The organism is Gemmatimonadaceae bacterium (genome assembly GCA_016720905.1).
Taxonomy (GTDB): Bacteria; Gemmatimonadota; Gemmatimonadetes; order Gemmatimonadales; family Gemmatimonadaceae; genus Gemmatimonas.
Genome location: JADKJT010000007.1, coordinates 55,488 through 73,318, shown reverse-complemented (window position 1 = coordinate 73,318; position 17,831 = coordinate 55,488). Strand labels below are relative to the sequence as shown.

Sequence of the window (17,831 nt, the reverse complement as noted above, 5' to 3'; positions counted from 1 at the left end):
TCAAGGGCCTGTCCGTCTGGCCATTCGTCTGCGCGCCCCCGGGGCTCGCAGCCAGCATGACGGCAACGCAACTCCACAGCAGTGGTCGGGCCGTCATAGTGACAGAAAAGAGGGCGGTTGAGCGCGAGATGGATCGAGATGCCTCGCCAGAGGTACTCTCACTACGTCAAATTACGAGATCCCGTTCGGCTCGGCATTGGATCTCCGCATTTCTTCCTCCGTTCACAGGCCTGTATGTCGCTTGACCCAACCATGATCATCGCTGCGGTCGCCGGGAGTGTTCTGGCCATCGCGGTCTTTTTGATCTGGTGGATGAACAGGGTGCCGCGGGTCGATCGCAACGAATCGGGCATGCTGCCGCTCTTCGGGAGCATGTCCGAGGCGGCGTCATCGGAATCGGGTGATGTGGGAGTCATGGCGGGGGGAACCGTGCGTCAGCAGCCGCGGATCGCCACGCCACCGACACCAGTGGTGGCCGTCGGTTTGGCGGAGGCACCGCCGCCGGCCGTCGCGCCGGTCGCTCAGGCGGCGCTCCCATCGATTGTGCCGCCACCGGCCGCGCCACCGGTCGTTCGTCGCCCCGACCTGCGCCTGGAAGCGAACCCAGCCATTCGCACGTTTACTACGGCAAAGGCCGTAGGTGCGCCGAGACCGGAGCCGGAAAATCCGCTGTTTGCGCCGTCATCGTCGCCGCTGACGGCCGCGCATCTGCCGGTCAGTGCGCCGGTGAGCGGCCACGGCGTGCCAGGTACGATGGTGGAAGGGCATTTGGTCCGCTTCAGTGTCCCACAGGAGGGAACGCTGCAGTTTCTCCCGGGACGTCTGGAGATCGGGGCCGGGCTGGACAGCGGTCGCGAGATCCGGTTTGTGCATGTGCCGGGTCCGAACGGCATGGAAGTGACGTTCGGGCGCAGCGAAGGCGAGCTGTACCGCCATATCCAACTGCGCGATCAGACGGTGAGCCGCTCGCATGCACGCATGCGGCTGGTGGATGGCCATTGGTACCTGCTCAACCTGTCGCAGACCAATCCCATCGTCCACAACGGCATCGTCGTGTCGAACAGCAACGAGCACCTGCTGAGTGACGGTGACCGAATCGAGATGGGTGAAGTACTTTTCACCTTCAGAAGTCGCTGATTACACCTTCCTGGCCGTAGTGGGCTCGGAGATGACCGGGCGCGATGATCGACGAGTGGGACGAGAGTGAGGTCAGCGACCTCGAAGATGAGTACACGCTGCTGGGCGAGCTGGGTCGGGGCGGCAGCGCGGTAGTATATCGCGCCCGTGACCGCGCGCTCTTTCGCGATGTCGCCATCAAGGTGGTGCGCCCGAAATTCGCGTCGGGTGCCGAAGATGCGATTGCGCGGCTGACGCGCGAGGCGCGCACGGTGGCCCGCCTGCAGCATCCGAACATCGTCACCGTGCATGCGGTCAAGCGATTGCGCGATGGCGGCCTGGCGTTGGTGATGCAACTGGTGCCAGGGCGCACGCTCAAGCAGGCCGTGATTGATGACGGTCCGTTCGATCCGGAACGCGCGGAGCGCGTGCTCAAGGATGTTGCTGAGGCTTTGGCGTTTGCGCACTCCAAGGGTGTGGTGCACCGTGACGTGAAGCCCGAGAACATCTTCATGGAAGCGGGCACGGGCCGCGCGCTTCTGAGCGACTTCGGCATCGCGCACTCCAGTGAATTCGATTCCCGATTGACGATGACGGGCGCCGCGATCGGCACACCGGCGTACATGGCGCCTGAGCAGATTGATGGCGCACCGGCGAACGCGCGCTCGGACATCTACAGTCTGGGTCTGGTGGCCTGGGAGATGCTCACAGGCGAGCGTCCGTGGGAAGGCGAGGCGCTGTACAACGTCATCTTCAAGCAGAAGAACGACGAACTCCCGGCGATCGACTCGCTGCGACCGGGCGAGGTGCCGCCGCGTTTGCAGTACATCGTGGAACGCATGCTGCAGAAGAAGCCGGCCGCGCGCTGGGCGGGCGCCGACGGACTGCTGGCCGCGCTGAACAACTGGGTGGTGCCCAGCGATTGGCGCCAATGGGAGGAATCGCATCGTCGTCGTCGCGAGGCAGAGAAAGCCAAGCCGCTCGTCAAGACCGTCGCGAAAGAGCCCGCGTTTGACGCGACGGTACGCTTTGCGCGACCGGATGATGGACCGGTTCCCACACCCGCCGTGAGTGGAACGGCGGTGGCGGTGCGCGCGGCCACGCCCGCCATGACTGCGGCCGAACCGGAAGACGACGTGCCGTCATGGGCGACGGTGCCGGCCCCGCGCTCGTACACATGGTTGTGGGCCGCTCTGGGTGTCGTGGCCGTCGTGGCGGCAAGCGGAGCGTTTGCGCTGTATGCGAGGCAGCGCGGTCTGTTTGCAACCCGGGTGACACCCACGACGACGCTGTCCGACCGGGGAACGGTCGAGTTGCCCGTGGTGGCCCCGGTGGCGCGGGACTCGGCGCTTGAGATCGTGTCGACGCGCGAGCGCGCTGACTCGATCCGAGCAGACTCGCTGCGACGTGATTCGTTGGCCCTGGTGCAACGCGGTGCGGACTCTGTGCGCGCCGACTCGATGGCGGCTGCGGCCATGCGTCGCGCGGAGCGTCGCGCCGCGGGAGTGGCGGCGTTGCCGTCCGCGCCCGCCAGCGTGGTGCCGGCAATCGTGCCCGATGTGCCGCGTGTCGACGCGGTCCGCGCCACCGATGATGCGGGCGTCATCGCCGCAGGCGGTCGACATAGCTGCTCGGTGGTGAGCGGCAAGGTGTTCTGCTGGGGTGCCAATGATCGCGGTCAACTTGGCGACGGCGACGTGGAATCGCGTGACGTGCCCGGGCCGATCGTGGGCGATCTCGAGTTCACGCAGATCACCACCGGCAACGCGCATACCTGCGGACTGGCGCGTGGCGGCGACGCATACTGCTGGGGCTCGGACGAGCGTGGCCAGTTGGGCGATGCCACCACGACCTCGCGCAGTGCGCCGGTGCGTGTGGCCGGCAGCCAATCGTTCCGGGTATTGCGCGCGGGACAGTCGCACACCTGCGGCATCACCACCGCAGGTGAGGTGGCGTGCTGGGGTGCCAATGAGCGCGGACAGCTTGGCGATGGCAGCACCCTCACGCGATCGTCACCGGTGCCAGTGGGTGCGGGCATGCGGTTCGTCTCACTGAGTGCGGGATGGACACACAGCTGCGCCATCGCCGGTGACGGCACCGCCTACTGTTGGGGCAGCAACACCAAAGGCCAGTTGGGCAACGGGTCGCACGCCGATGCACGCACACCGGTTGCGGTGAGTGGCACGCTCAAGTTCACGAGCATTTCCGCGGGGAGCACGCACACCTGCGGTGTGACCGATGCGGGCGACGCCTTTTGCTGGGGCAACAACAACTACGGGCAGCTTGGCAGTGGCGGCACGACCGATCAGGTGTCACCGGTGCGTGTGGAATCATCGGCACGGTTTGCCTCGGTGACGGTGGGCGGCGTGCACTCGTGCGCCCGTACTCGCGCCGGTCAGGCCTGGTGCTGGGGTCGCAATGTCTACGGTCAGCTGGGCGACGGCACGAACGGCAATCACGACACGCCGGCGAGAGTTACCGGCGGCATCACGTTCGCCGCGCTCAATGCGACCGGTGCCCACACCTGTGGCACGGCCGCTGACGGTGAGACCAGTTGCTGGGGTTACAACGTGGAGGGACAGCTCGGCGACGGGACGCAGAATCATCACGCGCGCCCGACACGAGTGACGTTCCCGGGTCGCTAGCATGACGATGCGCTCCCTGCTGCGGGTGATCGCTCTGGTTGTCGGCGCCGGCCTGTCGACGGCGTGCAAAGGACTGGGCGACATGACCGCGCCGCGCCCGGTGGAAACACCGATCTCATCGGTGGTGTTGTCCACGGAGCAACTGACGCTGAGCGAGGGCAGCAGTATCGCATTGCAGGTCACGGCGCGCGATGCGAACAATCGCCCGATCACCGATCGCACGGTGTTCTGGTCCAGCAACGATTCGACGATTGCGCGGGTGTCGTCGGCCGGACTGGTGTCGGCGTTGCGTCCGGGCAGCGCACAGATCGCGGCCAGCGTCGATGGACGCAGCGCCGTCGCGCAATTGACCGTTACCGCGCGCGGCGTGGCGAGTGTGCAGGTGACGCCGACCACGCCGAGTCTGCTCAAAGGCGGATTCCTGCAACTGACTGCGCGCACGTTGGATGAAACGGGCGCGTTGCTCACGGGCCGCCCGGTGTTCTGGGGGTCGAGTGATGCCAAGGTGGCGGTGGTCGATGTTGCCGGACTGGTGACGGGCATTGCTCCAGGCGTCGCGACGGTCACGGCAACCAGTGAATCGCGCACGGCGGCGGTTGGCGTGACGGTGTCACCGGTCCCGGTGTCGTCGGTTCAGCTGACGCCAACGCGCGACAGTGTGGTGCTTGGGCAGGCAACCCAGTTGACAGCGACGCCGCGCGATTCCACCGGCGCGCGACTCGACGATCTCGTGACGTTCACGACCAACGCCGGCAGTATCGCCACCGTCTCCTCGTCGGGCTTGGTCCTGGGCATCTCGCCCGGCACCGCGATTGTCACTGCGAGCAGCGGGGGCAAGTCCGCCACGGCCACGATCATCGTGCAACCTCGTCCGGTTGGCGCGGTCATCGTGTCACCGGCGCAGTCGTTGCTGACCGTTGGACAGACAGTTCGCCTGACCGTGCAAATCACGGATGGCAGCGGCAATCTGTTGACCGGTCGACCACTGAGCTTCAGCAGCAGCAACGTCAATGTGGCGCAGGTTGCCGCCGACGGCACGGTCACGGCCTCTGCGCAGGGGAGCGCGACGATCACCGTGACCAGTGAAGGCAAGACGGGAACCGCCACGATTACCGTTGCGCCGTCGCCCATTGCGTCGCTGCGGGTCGAGCCATCGACGGCGGCACTGCTGGTGGGTGGGGCCACCACGTTGCAGACGGTGGCATTGGATGCTGGCGGCAACGTGTTGGCGCAGCGAGTCGTGACGTGGACGTCCGGTGCGCCGAGTGTGGTGTCGGTGTCTTCCGCCGGTGTCGTGAACGCCGTCGGGCCGGGAACGGCATTGGTGTTTGCGGCCGCTGAAGGTCGTCTCGCCACCGCGACGATCACCGTCACCGCTATTACGCCATCCACGGTGGTTGTCACGCCGACAACGGCAACCGTCATTGCCGGCCAGTCGCTTGACCTGACGGCGACACTGCGAGACGGTGCGGGGACGGTTGTGTCCGGTCGAACCGTCCAATGGATCTCGAGCAACAGCACCGTGGCCATCGTCTCGAGCACGGGTCGCGTGCGCGGCGTTGCTCCTGGCGTGGCGAGAATTGATGCGACTGCGGATGGCGTCACCGGATCCAGCAGTCTGACCATCGTTCCCGTGCCGATCGTGACGGTGAATGTGAATCTGGCGGTCGCGTCGATCATCGTTGGTCAGACGACACAAGCAAGCGCGGTCGCGCGCGACTCGATTGGCGGTGTGCTGACAGGACGCCTGGTTGGATGGACGAGTTCCAACACCGCGGTGGCAACGGTGTCGAGCACCGGCGTGGTGACGGCCATCGCGCTGGGGACGGCGAACATCATTGCCACGAGTGAGGGGAAAGTCGGTCAGGCCGCCGTGTCGGTGGTGGTGGGATCGCCAACGACAATCGCCGCCAATTCCGCAATCGCGCAGTCGGCCACCGCCGGCACTGTGGTGACCGCGCCGCCCAGCGTGAAGGTGACGGATGCGGGTGGCACACCGGTGAGTGGGGTGAGTGTGACCTTCACGTTGACCGGCGGAGGCGGCGCCATCATTCCGGCAAGTCCGGTGTCCATCACCACCAACGCGGGCGGCATTGCGGCGCTGACGAGTTGGACGTTGGGGGCTGTCGCCGGTGCGAACACCGTCACCGCGGCGGTGAGCGGGTTGGCGGGAAGTCCGGTGACGTTTTCGGCGACCGGTACCGTGGGGACGCCAACAACCATGGTGGCCAATTCCGTGCTGACGCAGACCGCGACGGTGCTGACGGCTGTGGCCGTTCCGCCAAGCGTGACGGTGACTGACGTCGGCGGCAACCCCGTGGCAGGCGTGGTGGTGACGTTTGCGCGGACTGTAGGCACCGGCGTCCTTGTGCCGGCTACACCGGCCAGTGTCAGCACGAACGCGAGCGGCATCGCCACGCTGACGAGTTGGACGTTGGGCGCGACGGCGGGCGCGAATGCCGTTACGGCCGCTGTGACTGGACTGACCGGAAGCCCGGTCACGTTTACGGCGACGGGCACCGTTGGTGCCGCCACCACGCTGCTGTCCAACTCGGTGGCAACACAATCGGCGCTGGTGGGCGCGGCGGTGAGCGCGCCGCCCAGTGTGAAGGTGACGGACGCCGGTGGCAACGGCATCAGTGGAGTGAGTGTGACCTTCACGCTGGCTACGGGAGGTGGTACGATTGCACCGCCCAGCCCGGCGGTGTTGATCACGAACGCGAGTGGCGTTGCCACGCTGACCACGTGGACGCTTGGCGCGATCGCCGGACCGAACAGCGTGACGGCGGCGGCCACCGGTCTTACTGGCAGTCCACTGGTGTTTACCGCAACCGGCACGGCCGGAACACCGACGACGATTGCAGCGAATTCGGTTGTGACACAGAGCGCCGTTGCGGGCAGCGCCGTTGCGGCGCCGCCCAGCGTGCGTGTCGCGGACGCGTCGAATAATCCGGTGAGTGGTGTCAGCGTGACCTTCACCACCACCGTAGGTGGTGGGACGCTCAGCCCACCCAGTCCGGCGATCGTGAGCACGAATGCGTTGGGCATCGCGACGCTGACGAGTTGGACGTTGGGTACCACCGTTGGTGCGAATGCGGTCTCTGCGACCGCCACGGGACTGGCCGGGAGCCCCGTGCTGTTTGCCGCGACCGGCACGGTGGGCGCGGCGTCGCAGCTGGTGTTGACGACGCAACCGGCCGGTGCCGTGACCGCTCTTCCGTTCGTAACGCAGCCGGTGCTTGAGATCCGCGATGTCAACGGCAACAGGACCAGCAGCACGGCGGCGGTGACCGTCGCCGTCGGCAGCGGTGTCGGTGTGCTGAGTGGCACCACGACGGTGGCCGCTGTCAACGGGGTGGCGACGTTTACCAATCTCGTGATCACGGGGCCTGGGGCGCACACGCTGTTGTTCACCACTACGACGCCGGCGTTGAGTCGAACGTCCACCAGCTTCACGGTCACGGCGGGTGCCCCGACGACGATTGCAGCGAATTCGGTGCTGACGCAATCGGCGACGGTGCTGACAGCGGTGACGGCGCCGCCGAGTGTGAAGGTGACGGATGTGGGGGGCAATCCAGTGAGCGGCGTGACGGTGACGTTCACGCGCACGGTGGGCGGCGGCGTGATTGTGCCGGCGACGCCGGCCAGTGTGGCCACGAACGCACTCGGCATTGCGACGCTGACGAGTTGGACGCTGGGGGCGACGGCGGGCACGAACACGGTGACGGCCGTCGTCACGGGCTTGACCGGCAGCCCGGTGACGTTCAACGCGACGGGCACGGTGGGGGCTCCGTCGCAACTCGTGCTGACCACTCAACCGGCAGGTGCGGTGAGCGGCGTAGCATTCACGACGCAGCCTGTCCTCGCGATTCGAGATGCCGGGAATAACGTGACCGCCAGCGCCGCCGTTGTCACCGTTGTGCTGGCGAGCGGCAGTGGTGTGTTGAGCGGCACGCTTGCGGTCAACGCGGTTAATGGCGTGGCAACATTCACCAACTTGCAGATCGTTGGAACGGGACCGCACACGTTGCAGTTCACGACCACGACCCCGGCGCTGAGCGTGACGTCGAGCAGTGTCACCATCGGGGCGGGACCGGCGACGCAACTGGCGATCACGACGCAACCGGCGGGCGCGGTGAGTGGGGTGGCCTTCACCACGCAACCGGTGATCGCGATTCGCGACGCAAGTGGAAACCTGACCTCCAGCGCGGCGACAGTGACGGCGTCCCTGGCGAGCGGACTGGGCGCGCTGAGCGGCACGCTCACGGCGACGGCGGTGAACGGGGTGGCGACGTTCACGAATCTCAAGATCGCGGGGCCGGGCGCGCACACGCTGACATTCACGTCGGGGGCGCTGACGTCGGCGACGTCGAATGCGGTCACGGTGACGCAGCGCACACGCTGCAGTTCACGACCACGACGCCGGCGCTGAGCGTGACGTCGAGCAGCGTCACCATCGGGGCGGGAGCCGCGACGCAATTGGCGATCACGACGCAGCCGGCGGGCGCGGTGAGTGGGGTGGCGTTCACCACGCAACCGGTGATCGCGATTCGCGACGCCAGCAACAACTTGACCACGAGTACCGCGGCGGTCACGGTGGCGCTGGCGAGCGGCAGTGGTGTGTTGAGCGGCACGCTTACAGTCAATGCGGTAAATGGCGTCGCGACGTTTACGAATCTCAAGATCGCGGGGCCGGGCACGCACACGCTGACGTTCACGTCGGGGGCGCTGACGCTGGCCACGTCGAATGCGATCACGGTGACACAGGTGGCGGCGGCGCTGGTGGTGACGCAGCAACCGGCGGGCGCGGTGAGTGGCGTAGCGTTCACCACGCAGCCGGTGATCGAGATTCGCGACAATGCCGGGTTGGTGGTGACGAGCGGGGCCAGCGCGACGGCGGTGGTCACGGCGGCGATCGCGACGGGCACGGGCACGTTGGGCGGCACGCTGACGGCGACCGCAGTGAACGGCGTGGCGACGTTTGCTACGTTGCAACTGACGGGCAGCGGCGCACACACACTGCAGTTCACGACCACGACGCCGGCGCTGAGCGTGACGTCGAGCAGTGTCACCATCGGCGCGGGACCGGCGACACAACTGGCGATCACGACGCAGCCGGCGGGCGCAGTGAGTGGGGTGGCGTTCACCACGCAACCGGTGATCGCGATTCGCGACGCGAGTGGAAACCTGACCTCGAGCGCAGCGACAGTGACGGCAGCCCTGGCGAGCGGATTGGGCGCCCTGAGTGGCACGCTCACGGTGACGGCGGTGAACGGGGTGGCGACGTTTACCAATCTGCGGATTGTGGGGACGGGATCGCACACGTTGGTTTTCACGTCAACGGGATTGACGTCCGCCACATCGGCAGGACTGACCGTGAGTGTCGGGGCCGCGACGCAACTGGCCGTCACGACACAGCCGGCGGGCGCGGTGAGTGGGGTCGCGTTCACCACGCAGCCGGTGATCGAGATTCATGACGCCGGTGGCGCGCTCACCACCAGTACGGCGACGGTGACGGCGGCCCTGGCCAGCGGCTCGGGCACGCTGAGCGGCACGCTCACGGCAACGGCCGTGAACGGCGTGGCGACGTTCACGAATCTCAAGATCGCGGGCGCGGGCGCGCACACGCTGACGTTCACGTCGGGGGCGCTGACGCCGGCCACGTCGAACGCGGTCACGGTGACGCAGGTGGCGGCCGCGCTGGTGGTGACGCAGCAACCGGCGGGCGCGGTGAGTGGGGTGGCGTTCACGACGCAGCCGGTGATTGAGATTCGCGACAATGCTGGGTTGGTGGTAACGACCGGGGCCAGCGCGACGGCGGTGGTCACGGCGGCGATCGCGACGGGCACGGGCACGCTGGGCGGCACGCTGACGGCGACCGCGGTGAACGGCGTGGCGACGTTTGCCACGCTGCAACTGACGGGCAGCGGTGCGCACACGCTGCAGTTCACGACCACGACGCCGGCGCTGAGCGTGACGTCGAGCAGTGTCACCATCGGGGCAGGACCGGCGACGCAACTGGCGCTCACGACGCAGCCGGCGGGCGCGGTGAGTGGGGTGGCGTTCACCACGCAACCGGTGATCGCGATTCGCGACGCCAGCAACAACTTGACCACGAGTACCGCGGCGGTCACGGTGGCGCTGGCGAGCGGCAGTGGTGTGGGCGCTGAGCGGCACGCTTACAGTCAATGCGGTAAATGGCGTGGCGACGTTTACGAATCTCAAGATCGCGGGCGCGGGCGGGCACACGCTGACATTCACGTCGGGAGCGCTGACGCCGGCGACATCGAACGCGGTCACGGTGACGCAGGTGGCGGCGGCGCTGGTGGTGACGCAGCAACCGGCGGGCGCGGTGAGTGGGGTGGCGTTCACGACGCAGCCGGTGATCGAGATTCGCGACAACGCGGGGCTGGTGGTGACCACGGGCACGGGCTCCACCGAGGTGGTCACGGCGGCCATTGCGACGGGCACGGGCACCTTGGGTGGCACGCTGACGGCGACGGCGGTGAACGGCGTGGCGACGTTTGCCACGCTGCAACTGACGGGCAGTGGTGCGCACACACCTGCAGTTCACGACCACGACCCCGGCGCTGAGTGTGACGTCAAGCAGCGTCACCATCGGCGCGGGACCGGCGACCCAACTGGCGATCACGACGCAACCGGCGGGTGCGGTGAGTGGGGTGGCCTTCACCACGCAACCGGTGATCGAGATTCGCGACGCGGGTGGCGCGCCACCACGAGTACGGCCACGGTAACGGCAGCCCTGGCCAGCGGCTTGGGCACGCTGAGCGGCACGCTTACGGCAACGGCGGTGAACGGCGTGGCGACGTTCACGAATCTCAAGATCGCGGGGCCGGGCGCGCACACGCTGACATTCACGTCGGGAGCCTTGACGCCCGCGACGTCGAATGCGGTGACGGTGACGCAGGTGGCGGCGGCGCTGGTAGTGACCCAGCAACCGGCGGGCGCGGTGAGTGGGGTGGCGTTCACCACGCAGCCGGTGATCGAGATTCGCGACAACGCGGGGCTGGTGGTGACCACCGGGGCGAGCGCGACCGAAGTGGTGACGGCGGCGATTGCGACGGGCACGGGCACGCTGGGCGGCACGCTGACGGCGACCGCGGTGAACGGCGTGGCGACGTTTGCCACGCTGCAACTGACGGGCAGCGGTGCGCACACACTGCAGTTCACGACCACGACGCCGGCGCTGAGCGTGACGTCGAGCAGCGTCACCATCGGGGCAGGACCGGCGACGCAATTGGCGATCACCACACAACCCACCGGTGCGGTGAGTGGTGTGGCGTTCACCACGCAACCGGTGATCGAAATTCATGACGCGGGTGGCGCCCTTACCACGAGCACGGCCACGGTAACGGCGGCCCTGGCGAGCGGACTGGGCGCGCTGAGCGGCACGCTCACGGCGACGGCGGTGAACGGCGTGGCGACGTTCACGAATCTCAAGATCGCGGGGCCGGGCGCGCACACGCTGACATTCACGTCGGGGGCGCTGACGCCGGCGACGTCGAACGCGGTGACGGTGACGCAGGTGGCGGCGGCGCTGGTGGTGACGCAGCAACCGGCGGGCGCGGTGAGTGGGGTGGCGTTCACGACGCAGCCGGTGATTGAAATTCGCGACAACGCGGGGCTGGTGGTGACCACGGGCACGGGCTCCACCGAGGTGGTCACGGCGGCCATTGCGACGGGCACGGGCACCTTGGGTGGCACGCTCACCGCGACGGCGGTGAACGGCGTGGCGACCTTCACGACACTGCAGTTGACGGGCAGCGGTGCGCACACGCTGCAGTTCACGACCACGACGCCGGCGCTGAGTGTGACGTCGAGCAGTGTCAACGTCATCGGAGCGCCAAGTCAATTGGCGATCACCACGCAGCCGGCGGGCGCGGTGAGTGGGGTGGCGTTCACCACGCAACCGGTGATCGAGATTCGCGACGCCAGTGGAAACCTGACCTCCAGCGCGGCGGCGGTGACGGCATCAATTGCCGGTGGAAGCGGCGCGCTCAGCGGAACCGTGACCGTGAGCGCCGTCAACGGCGTGGCGACGTTTACGGACCTGCAGATTGCCGGATTCGGCGCGCACACACTGACATTCACGTCGGGCGCACTGAACCAGGCGACGTCTTCGTCATTTGCCGTGACACAAGTCGCGACGTCCCTGACGATCCAAACGCAGCCGGTGGGCGCGGTATCCGGCGCGCCACTCGCAACGCAGCCCGTCGTGCAGATTCGCGACAACGCGGGGTTGGTGATCACAACGGGTGCCGGCGCCACGCTGGCGGTGACGGTTTCGATTGCGACGGGCCCCGGCGCACTGACCGGCACCACCACGGTCAACGCCGTAAACGGGGTGGCCACGTTCACCAACCTGGTCATCACGGGCGATGGCGATCATACGTTGAAACTCGAAACCACGACGCCAGCGCTCAGTATCATCTCTGGGACCGTGACGGTGACGCCATGATGAACGGTCTGGTCACCCGCGCGCGAACAGTCCTGTCTGCGATCCTGAGTGCCGTGCTCATAACCTCGTGCACGCAGGCGACGGTCGAAGTGAATCCGGTCGCCTCCGTTGAACTCACGCCACCCACGGCGAGTGTCCGGGCCGGCTCCACGGTTACGCTGGTCGCGCGACCGCTGAATGCGGCGGGTGGCACCGTCGACGCGCGCACGATAGCCTGGTCGAGCAGCAACAAGAGCATTGCCACAGTGTCCACGACGGGTGTCGTCACGGCACTCGCTCCCGGGGAGAGTGTGATCGCCGCGAGTGTGCTTGGCAAAAGCGCGATCGCTCGAATCACCGTTACCGCGCGCGTGGTCGCGTCCGTGGTAGTCACGCCGGGAACGGTTTCCATGCGGGTCGGCGTGTCCACGCCACTGGTGGCGCAGACACTCGACGCCGAGGGTGCGACACTGACCGGCAGGGCCATTGTATGGGCCAGCAGCAATCTCGCGGTGGCTATCGTCAACGCGCAGGGCAGCGTCACCGGGGTCTCGCCCGGCGCTGCAACCATTTCGGCTACCAGTGAAGGTCGCACCGGGCAGGCGGCGGTCACGGTCACCGTGGCTCCCGTGCAGACCGTGACGGTGTCTCCATCGGTGGATACACTAGGTATCGGTACGGAGGCGGCGCACACGGCCGTGTTGCGCGATGCGGCCAATGTGGTGTTGACCGGGCGCGCGCTGGTCTGGAGTTCGAGCAACGTCAATGTCGCGTCCGTCTCGTCGATCGGTGTCGTCACCGGTTTGTCGCCGGGAACGACCACGATCTCCGCGTCGAGTGAAGGACGCGTGGGAACGGCCACGGTCGTTGTGTTGGCGCGTCTGGCCAGTACCGTCATTCTCACGCCCAGTTCCAGCACGATCATCGTGGGCAGTACACAGCTGTTGGCCACGCAAATCACCGACGCGCAAGGCAACCTGCTGACCGGACGCCCGGTGGCCTTTGTGAGCGATGCTCCCGCCGTGGCCAGCGTGAATGCGTCGGGAGTGGTGTCGGCACTCGCTCCTGGAACGGCACGCATCACGGCAACCAGTGAAGGCAAGACGGGATCGGCGACGATCGTGGTGATTCCCGTACCGGTCGCATCGGTACAGATCACGCCGGCGTCGGCCGCACTGTTGATCGGTGCGACACAACAGTTGACGGCGGTCGCCCGTTCGGCGGGCGGTTCGGTGCTCTCTGGCCGCTCCGTCACCTGGACGAGTGGCGCGCCGAACATCGCCAGTGTCAGTGCGAACGGACTGGTGACAGCGCTCGCTCCGGGGACCGCCATCGTGGTCGCCATTATTGACGGCGTGACGTCCACGTCTACGGTCACGGTGAGTCTGCCCGCCATCGTGTCGATATCGCTGTCGCCGTTGGATCCGTCGATTGCGGTGCTTGGCTCGGTGCAACTCACCGCCACGCCACGCGACGGCAGCGCCACGGCGTTGACCGGTCGACTGATCATCTGGACTTCAGCCGATGAGAGTATCGCATTTGTGTCGAGCACGGGACTCGTGGTCGGATTCAAGGTTGGTACGGTTCGCATTACCGCCACATCGGAGGGAGTCAGTGCGTCTACGCTCATCACCGTTCGCTAAGCCGCTCACCATCCGGCGCGCTTGTTGGCACGCCGCGCGCCACATGTCGTGTGCGATGCTCATTGGGTGGATCGTGCTCCTCGGGGGCGCGTCGTCGTCCTTGTCGGCACAGGCACTCACGCCAAAACGGACACTCACCACTGGCGCGGCCCCGGGGTGTGACATCGTCCCGCCCGGGCAAGTCGCGGTGGCTCGCCGCGACAACGCGGAGGCGCGCCGATTGGCGGCGGCGGGACAAGAAGCGGCACTGATCGGCGACCAGACGGCGGCGCGTGATGCGTTTGCCCGTGCTGCCGTGCTGAACCCAGGTGACGAGCGCGTGGCGTACGATCTGGCGCGCGCGCACGAAGAGCTCACGGACACGGTCAAGGCAGTGGCCGAGTATTGCCGCTATCTGACGTTGTCGCCGGGTGGCCGAGAGGCGGCCGATGTGCGCTCGCGTTTGACCCAACTGGTTCCGCGTCCCGCCCAGCAGCGGGCGCAGGACGTGCAGGTGGCGTTCCGACTTGGACTCGCCCTGTTCGATGACGGACGATACGATGCATCCGTGCGCGCGTTTGACGATGTCGTGCGCAACGCGCCGACCGCCGCCGAGGGGTACTTCAATCGCGGACTTGCTGTGGCCGCCACTGGCAAGCGACTCGAGGCCTTGAAGGACCTTGAGCAGTATCGCGCCGCAGCGCCCACGGTCGACGATCGCGTCGAGGTGGGTCGCGCGATCGAGACCTTGCGCCGACCGGTCTTTGGTCCCGCCATGGCGTTCACCCGCGGCATCGTGCCGGGATTTGGGCAGTTCTATACTGGCCGCCCCGTGCGCGGCGTGGTGTTGTTGGTGGCGGTCGCCAGTTCAGCGGGGTTTGCCCTCGCGCAAACCACGACGGTGAAGCAAATCCCCTATGTGGACCCGAACGGCGCCCCTGCGCCGTACACGCAGTCGACCACCGATCGTCCCTACTTCGCGCCGGCGATCGCGGCGGCCGTTGGTTTGACGCTGGCCGGGGCAATCGAAGCGGCCCTGTTCGCCAGTCGTTCGCAGAAAGGGGCGTCGATTGTAACGCGGCGCGGGGGAAGTGGCGCGCCAGCGAAGAGCGGTGCAGACTTTTCCATTGCGCCGCTCATTGACGGGAATGGGCGGACGGGCGTGCAAATCCGTGGTCACTTCTGACTGTTCCCGAATCACCCTTCGCGAGCCTTCTGATGCCAATGCGTCGTCGTCTCTCCACAGTTTGCGCGCCATCTGCGTTCGTTGTCGTGCTCCTCAGCGGTTGCGGTGGCGGGGGATCCACCGGTCCCGGCACCGTGGGCAGTGCATTCAAGGCCAGCATCGACGGTGTCAATTGGGCCAGCACCACGTCGTCAGCGGTGTCGGCGGCGGGCGGCATCTTCACGATTGTGGGCTCGCAGGTTGGCGCAAGCGTGACCAGCATGTCGCTGACGTTTTACTCCATCGGTGTCCCCGGCACATATCCGCTTGGCGTCACCGGGACGGTGGCTGGTGGCATCGCCACCATCACGGCGAGTCCGTCCACGTGGTCGACGCCGCTGACCGGCGCGGCTGGCACGGTCACTATCAGCGCGGTATCGGCGACGCGCATTGCGGGGACGTTCAGCTACAGTGCCACGCCGCAGTTGGGACAGGCCGTCACCACGACGCGCGTGGTGACCAATGGTGAATTCGACGTGCCAGTGAATGGCGCCGCGACGTTGGTGGTGCCCGATGGCGCGTCGAACAAGGTGACCGGAACGATTGCCGGCAACCCGTTCAACGCGGCCACCGTCGTCTCGGTGACCGCGCCGTCGTCAGGCACGCTGACCATCGCCGGGAGCAACACGGCGTATACAGTCAACTTCATCATCTCGGGATACACCGGGACGGCGACCTATGCGTTAGGCACCGGCGCGTCGCGAACCATTCAGGTGACCAGCAGCGCGCCGTCAAAGGTGTGGGGCGGCACCAATGCCACCAGTGCGGGCACGGTGGTGATCACGAGTGTCACCAGCACACGCATCAAGGGCACCTTCACGGCCACCTTGCAGCCGTCGGTGATCAATCCCAATGAGCCGCCAATCACCATCAGCGGCTCGTTTGAGAAGGGACTGCCATAGGCGTCACACGGGTGGTGGCTCCATGCCCATCTGTGCCCAGTCTTCCTTGGTGGGACCATAGATGCCGGGCACGGTGAGACCGGCCTGCCGCATGAGTACCGTCAACTGCCCGCGATGATGCGTCTGATGGCGCAACAACGCGGACAGCGTCTCGGCGCGAGTCCATTGCTCGCCGTACATGTCGTCGGATTCGGTCAACGTCGCGTTGGTCCAATGCGCGGCGATCTGTTCCAGCAATGACGCGGACGCCGCGTGATATCCCTTCGCAATGGCGGCGGCGCTGGACGGCACCGGCTCATGTTCGCCCACGCCGCTGATGCGCAATCCGGTCCGCGACATCATTTCGGGAATGGTTTGCGCGATGTGCCAGGCCAGTCGACCGATGGAGCGTCCACCCGGATACACTTCCTGCGCGAGTGACGCATCGGTGAGGCGGTCGAGCACCTTCTGCGTGCCCTGAGACTCGAAATGCCAATCGCGGGCGAATTCACTGGGACTGGAATACATGAGGCCGTCGGTGAGAGGTGAATCGCGGTGGCGCACGCTTCAGGGGGCTCGCGCCTCGTCATGGAATTCTAATGCGGAATTCATGTGATGGTGATGGCGCGCAGAGGGGCAGGAGACGCACCGTCAGGGCGGAAGAAGCATGCAGCGTGATCATGTCTTACGACGGAGATGCGAGTGGCTCATGCACGCGGGTCACGATCCCACGGTTCGTTGCTGGCGCGGGGTACGGTCGGCGCGGCTCTGATCGTCGTCACCGCACTGCAGTTGTCGCCAGCCGTGGCAACTGCACAGGGTGCGACCTGGCGAATTCAGCCATCACCAATGTTGCGGCTTGGCGTTGGCAACTCCGACGCGGACATCTTCACGGCTCCGGCTGGTGCCACTCGATTGCCCAATGGCCATGTAGTGGTTGGCGACCTTGGCGACTGGGCGCTTCGCGAGTATTCGCCGAGTGGACTGCCAGTGAAGCAGTTCGGGCGCAAAGGGAAAGGCCCGGGTGAGGTCTCGTACCTCGCGCCGCTGCTTCGTTGCGGGGACTCGTTGGTGGCGAACGACATTGTCGGCTCGCAGCTCTCTGTCTTCAGCACGGGTGGCCAGTTCGTGCGGGCGTTTCGCATCAAGGCTCCCATCTATCGGGTGGGCTGCAATGCGCGACTGCAGTTGGTGGTCATGGGATGGGAGACCAAGCCGACGATGCACGGGGGACTCCACCGTCCACTGTATCCATATTTGATCGCGAGCGCAGATACCACGCCACCCATACTCTTGGGCGAGTTTCCCGGATCGGAGCGCTTTGGCCCTCGACCCTACCCGTTGGGGCGCGAACCACGCGTGGCGATTGGCTCTGCCAGGGCCTATGTGGCTCTGGCCGACAGCTTCGAGGTTCTGGTCTTCGATCTCCAGGGGAAGGCGCTGCGTTCGCTGGCGGTTCGGCGTCCCCGCATTGCAGCGACCGCCGCCGACCTTGTCGCCGCGCGCGAGGCGGAGATTGCCGCGCTTGGGGAACGCGCACGGAGTCGCGTCGAGAGTGACTACGCGTCGATGCCGTTGCCGAAGAATCTCCCAGCGACGCGCGAGTTGATTGTCGATGCCGACGACAACCTCTGGGTGCAGGACTATCCGCGCGCGTCGTCAGCCACCGTGCGATGGACCGTGTTCGCGCCCACCGGAACAATGCTGGCGACGATTGCGTTGCCGACGGCGTTCGAGCTCTACGAAGCCGGTCGCGACTACGTGCTTGGACGCTATGTCGATCCCAACGAGGCCGTCCCCGAGGTTCGGCTGTACCGACTCACCCGGCGATAGTCCGGCCGGGAAGCGGCTGAATGTCTTGAATGCATTGCAGTGGAGTGTGTC

9 protein-coding genes are annotated in these 17,831 nt (G+C 66.6%); 8 read left to right on the top strand and 1 reads right to left on the bottom strand.

The genetic code is table 11. From position 1 onward, the window contains the following. Window positions 1–252: 252 nt before the first annotated feature. The 7 genes from IPP90_07790 (at window position 253) to IPP90_07760 (ending at window position 15,968) form a co-directional block, all read left to right on the top strand. Window positions 253–1,137: an FHA domain-containing protein gene (locus IPP90_07790; GenBank protein MBL0170619.1), complete on the top strand. Its 885-nt coding sequence runs from the start codon at window positions 253–255 to the stop codon at window positions 1,135–1,137. Window positions 1,138–1,181: 44 nt separating this feature from the next. After that, window positions 1,182–3,761: a protein kinase gene (locus tag IPP90_07785; GenBank protein ID MBL0170618.1), complete on the top strand. Its 2,580-nt coding sequence runs from the start codon at window positions 1,182–1,184 to the stop codon at window positions 3,759–3,761. A 1-nt stretch (window position 3,762) separates the two neighbouring features. Then, on the top strand, window positions 3,763–8,193 hold the full coding sequence (locus IPP90_07780; GenBank protein ID MBL0170617.1) for an Ig-like domain-containing protein: 4,431 nt from the start codon (window positions 3,763–3,765) through the stop codon (window positions 8,191–8,193). A gap of 1,770 nt (window positions 8,194–9,963) precedes the next feature. Continuing rightward, window positions 9,964–12,240, top strand: a complete 2,277-nt coding sequence (locus IPP90_07775; protein ID MBL0170616.1) for a hypothetical protein — start codon at window positions 9,964–9,966, stop codon at window positions 12,238–12,240. Continuing rightward, window positions 12,237–13,862: an Ig-like domain-containing protein gene (locus IPP90_07770; GenBank protein ID MBL0170615.1), complete on the top strand. Its 1,626-nt coding sequence runs from the start codon at window positions 12,237–12,239 to the stop codon at window positions 13,860–13,862. The genes IPP90_07775 and IPP90_07770 overlap by 4 nt, the downstream gene beginning before the upstream one ends. A 73-nt stretch (window positions 13,863–13,935) precedes the next feature. After that, window positions 13,936–15,027 carry a hypothetical protein gene (locus tag IPP90_07765; GenBank protein ID MBL0170614.1) on the top strand — a complete coding sequence of 364 codons (1,092 nt, stop codon included), beginning with the start codon at window positions 13,936–13,938 and terminating at the stop codon, window positions 15,025–15,027. A gap of 32 nt (window positions 15,028–15,059) precedes the next feature. Beyond that, window positions 15,060–15,968, top strand: a complete 909-nt coding sequence (locus tag IPP90_07760) for a hypothetical protein (GenBank protein MBL0170613.1) — start codon at window positions 15,060–15,062, stop codon at window positions 15,966–15,968. Window positions 15,969–15,971: 3 nt separating this feature from the next. On the opposite strand, the gene IPP90_07755 is transcribed toward IPP90_07760, so the two are convergent. Continuing rightward, a complete protein-coding gene (locus tag IPP90_07755) occupies window positions 15,972–16,475 on the bottom strand; it encodes a DinB family protein (GenBank protein MBL0170612.1) in 504 nt (167 codons plus the stop codon). A gap of 174 nt (window positions 16,476–16,649) precedes the next feature. Here IPP90_07755 and IPP90_07750 point away from each other — a divergent pair, with 174 nt between their 5' ends. Then, a complete protein-coding gene (locus IPP90_07750; protein ID MBL0170611.1) occupies window positions 16,650–17,780 on the top strand; it encodes a hypothetical protein in 1,131 nt (376 codons plus the stop codon). Window positions 17,781–17,831 lie beyond the last annotated feature (51 nt).

Excerpts from the sequence above, each read along its gene's own strand:
- IPP90_07790 (MBL0170619.1), top strand. The coding sequence starts at position 253 with ATGATCATCGCTGCGGTCGCCGGGAGTGTTCTGGCCATCGCGGTCTTT.
- IPP90_07785 (MBL0170618.1), top strand. The coding sequence starts at position 1,182 with ATGATCGACGAGTGGGACGAGAGTGAGGTCAGCGACCTCGAAGATGAG.
- IPP90_07780 (MBL0170617.1), top strand. The coding sequence starts at position 3,763 with ATGACGATGCGCTCCCTGCTGCGGGTGATCGCTCTGGTTGTCGGCGCC.
- IPP90_07770 (MBL0170615.1), top strand. The coding sequence starts at position 12,237 with ATGATGAACGGTCTGGTCACCCGCGCGCGAACAGTCCTGTCTGCGATC.
- IPP90_07760 (MBL0170613.1), top strand. The coding sequence starts at position 15,060 with ATGCCAATGCGTCGTCGTCTCTCCACAGTTTGCGCGCCATCTGCGTTC.
- IPP90_07755 (MBL0170612.1), bottom strand. The coding sequence starts at position 16,475 with ATGTATTCCAGTCCCAGTGAATTCGCCCGCGATTGGCATTTCGAGTCT.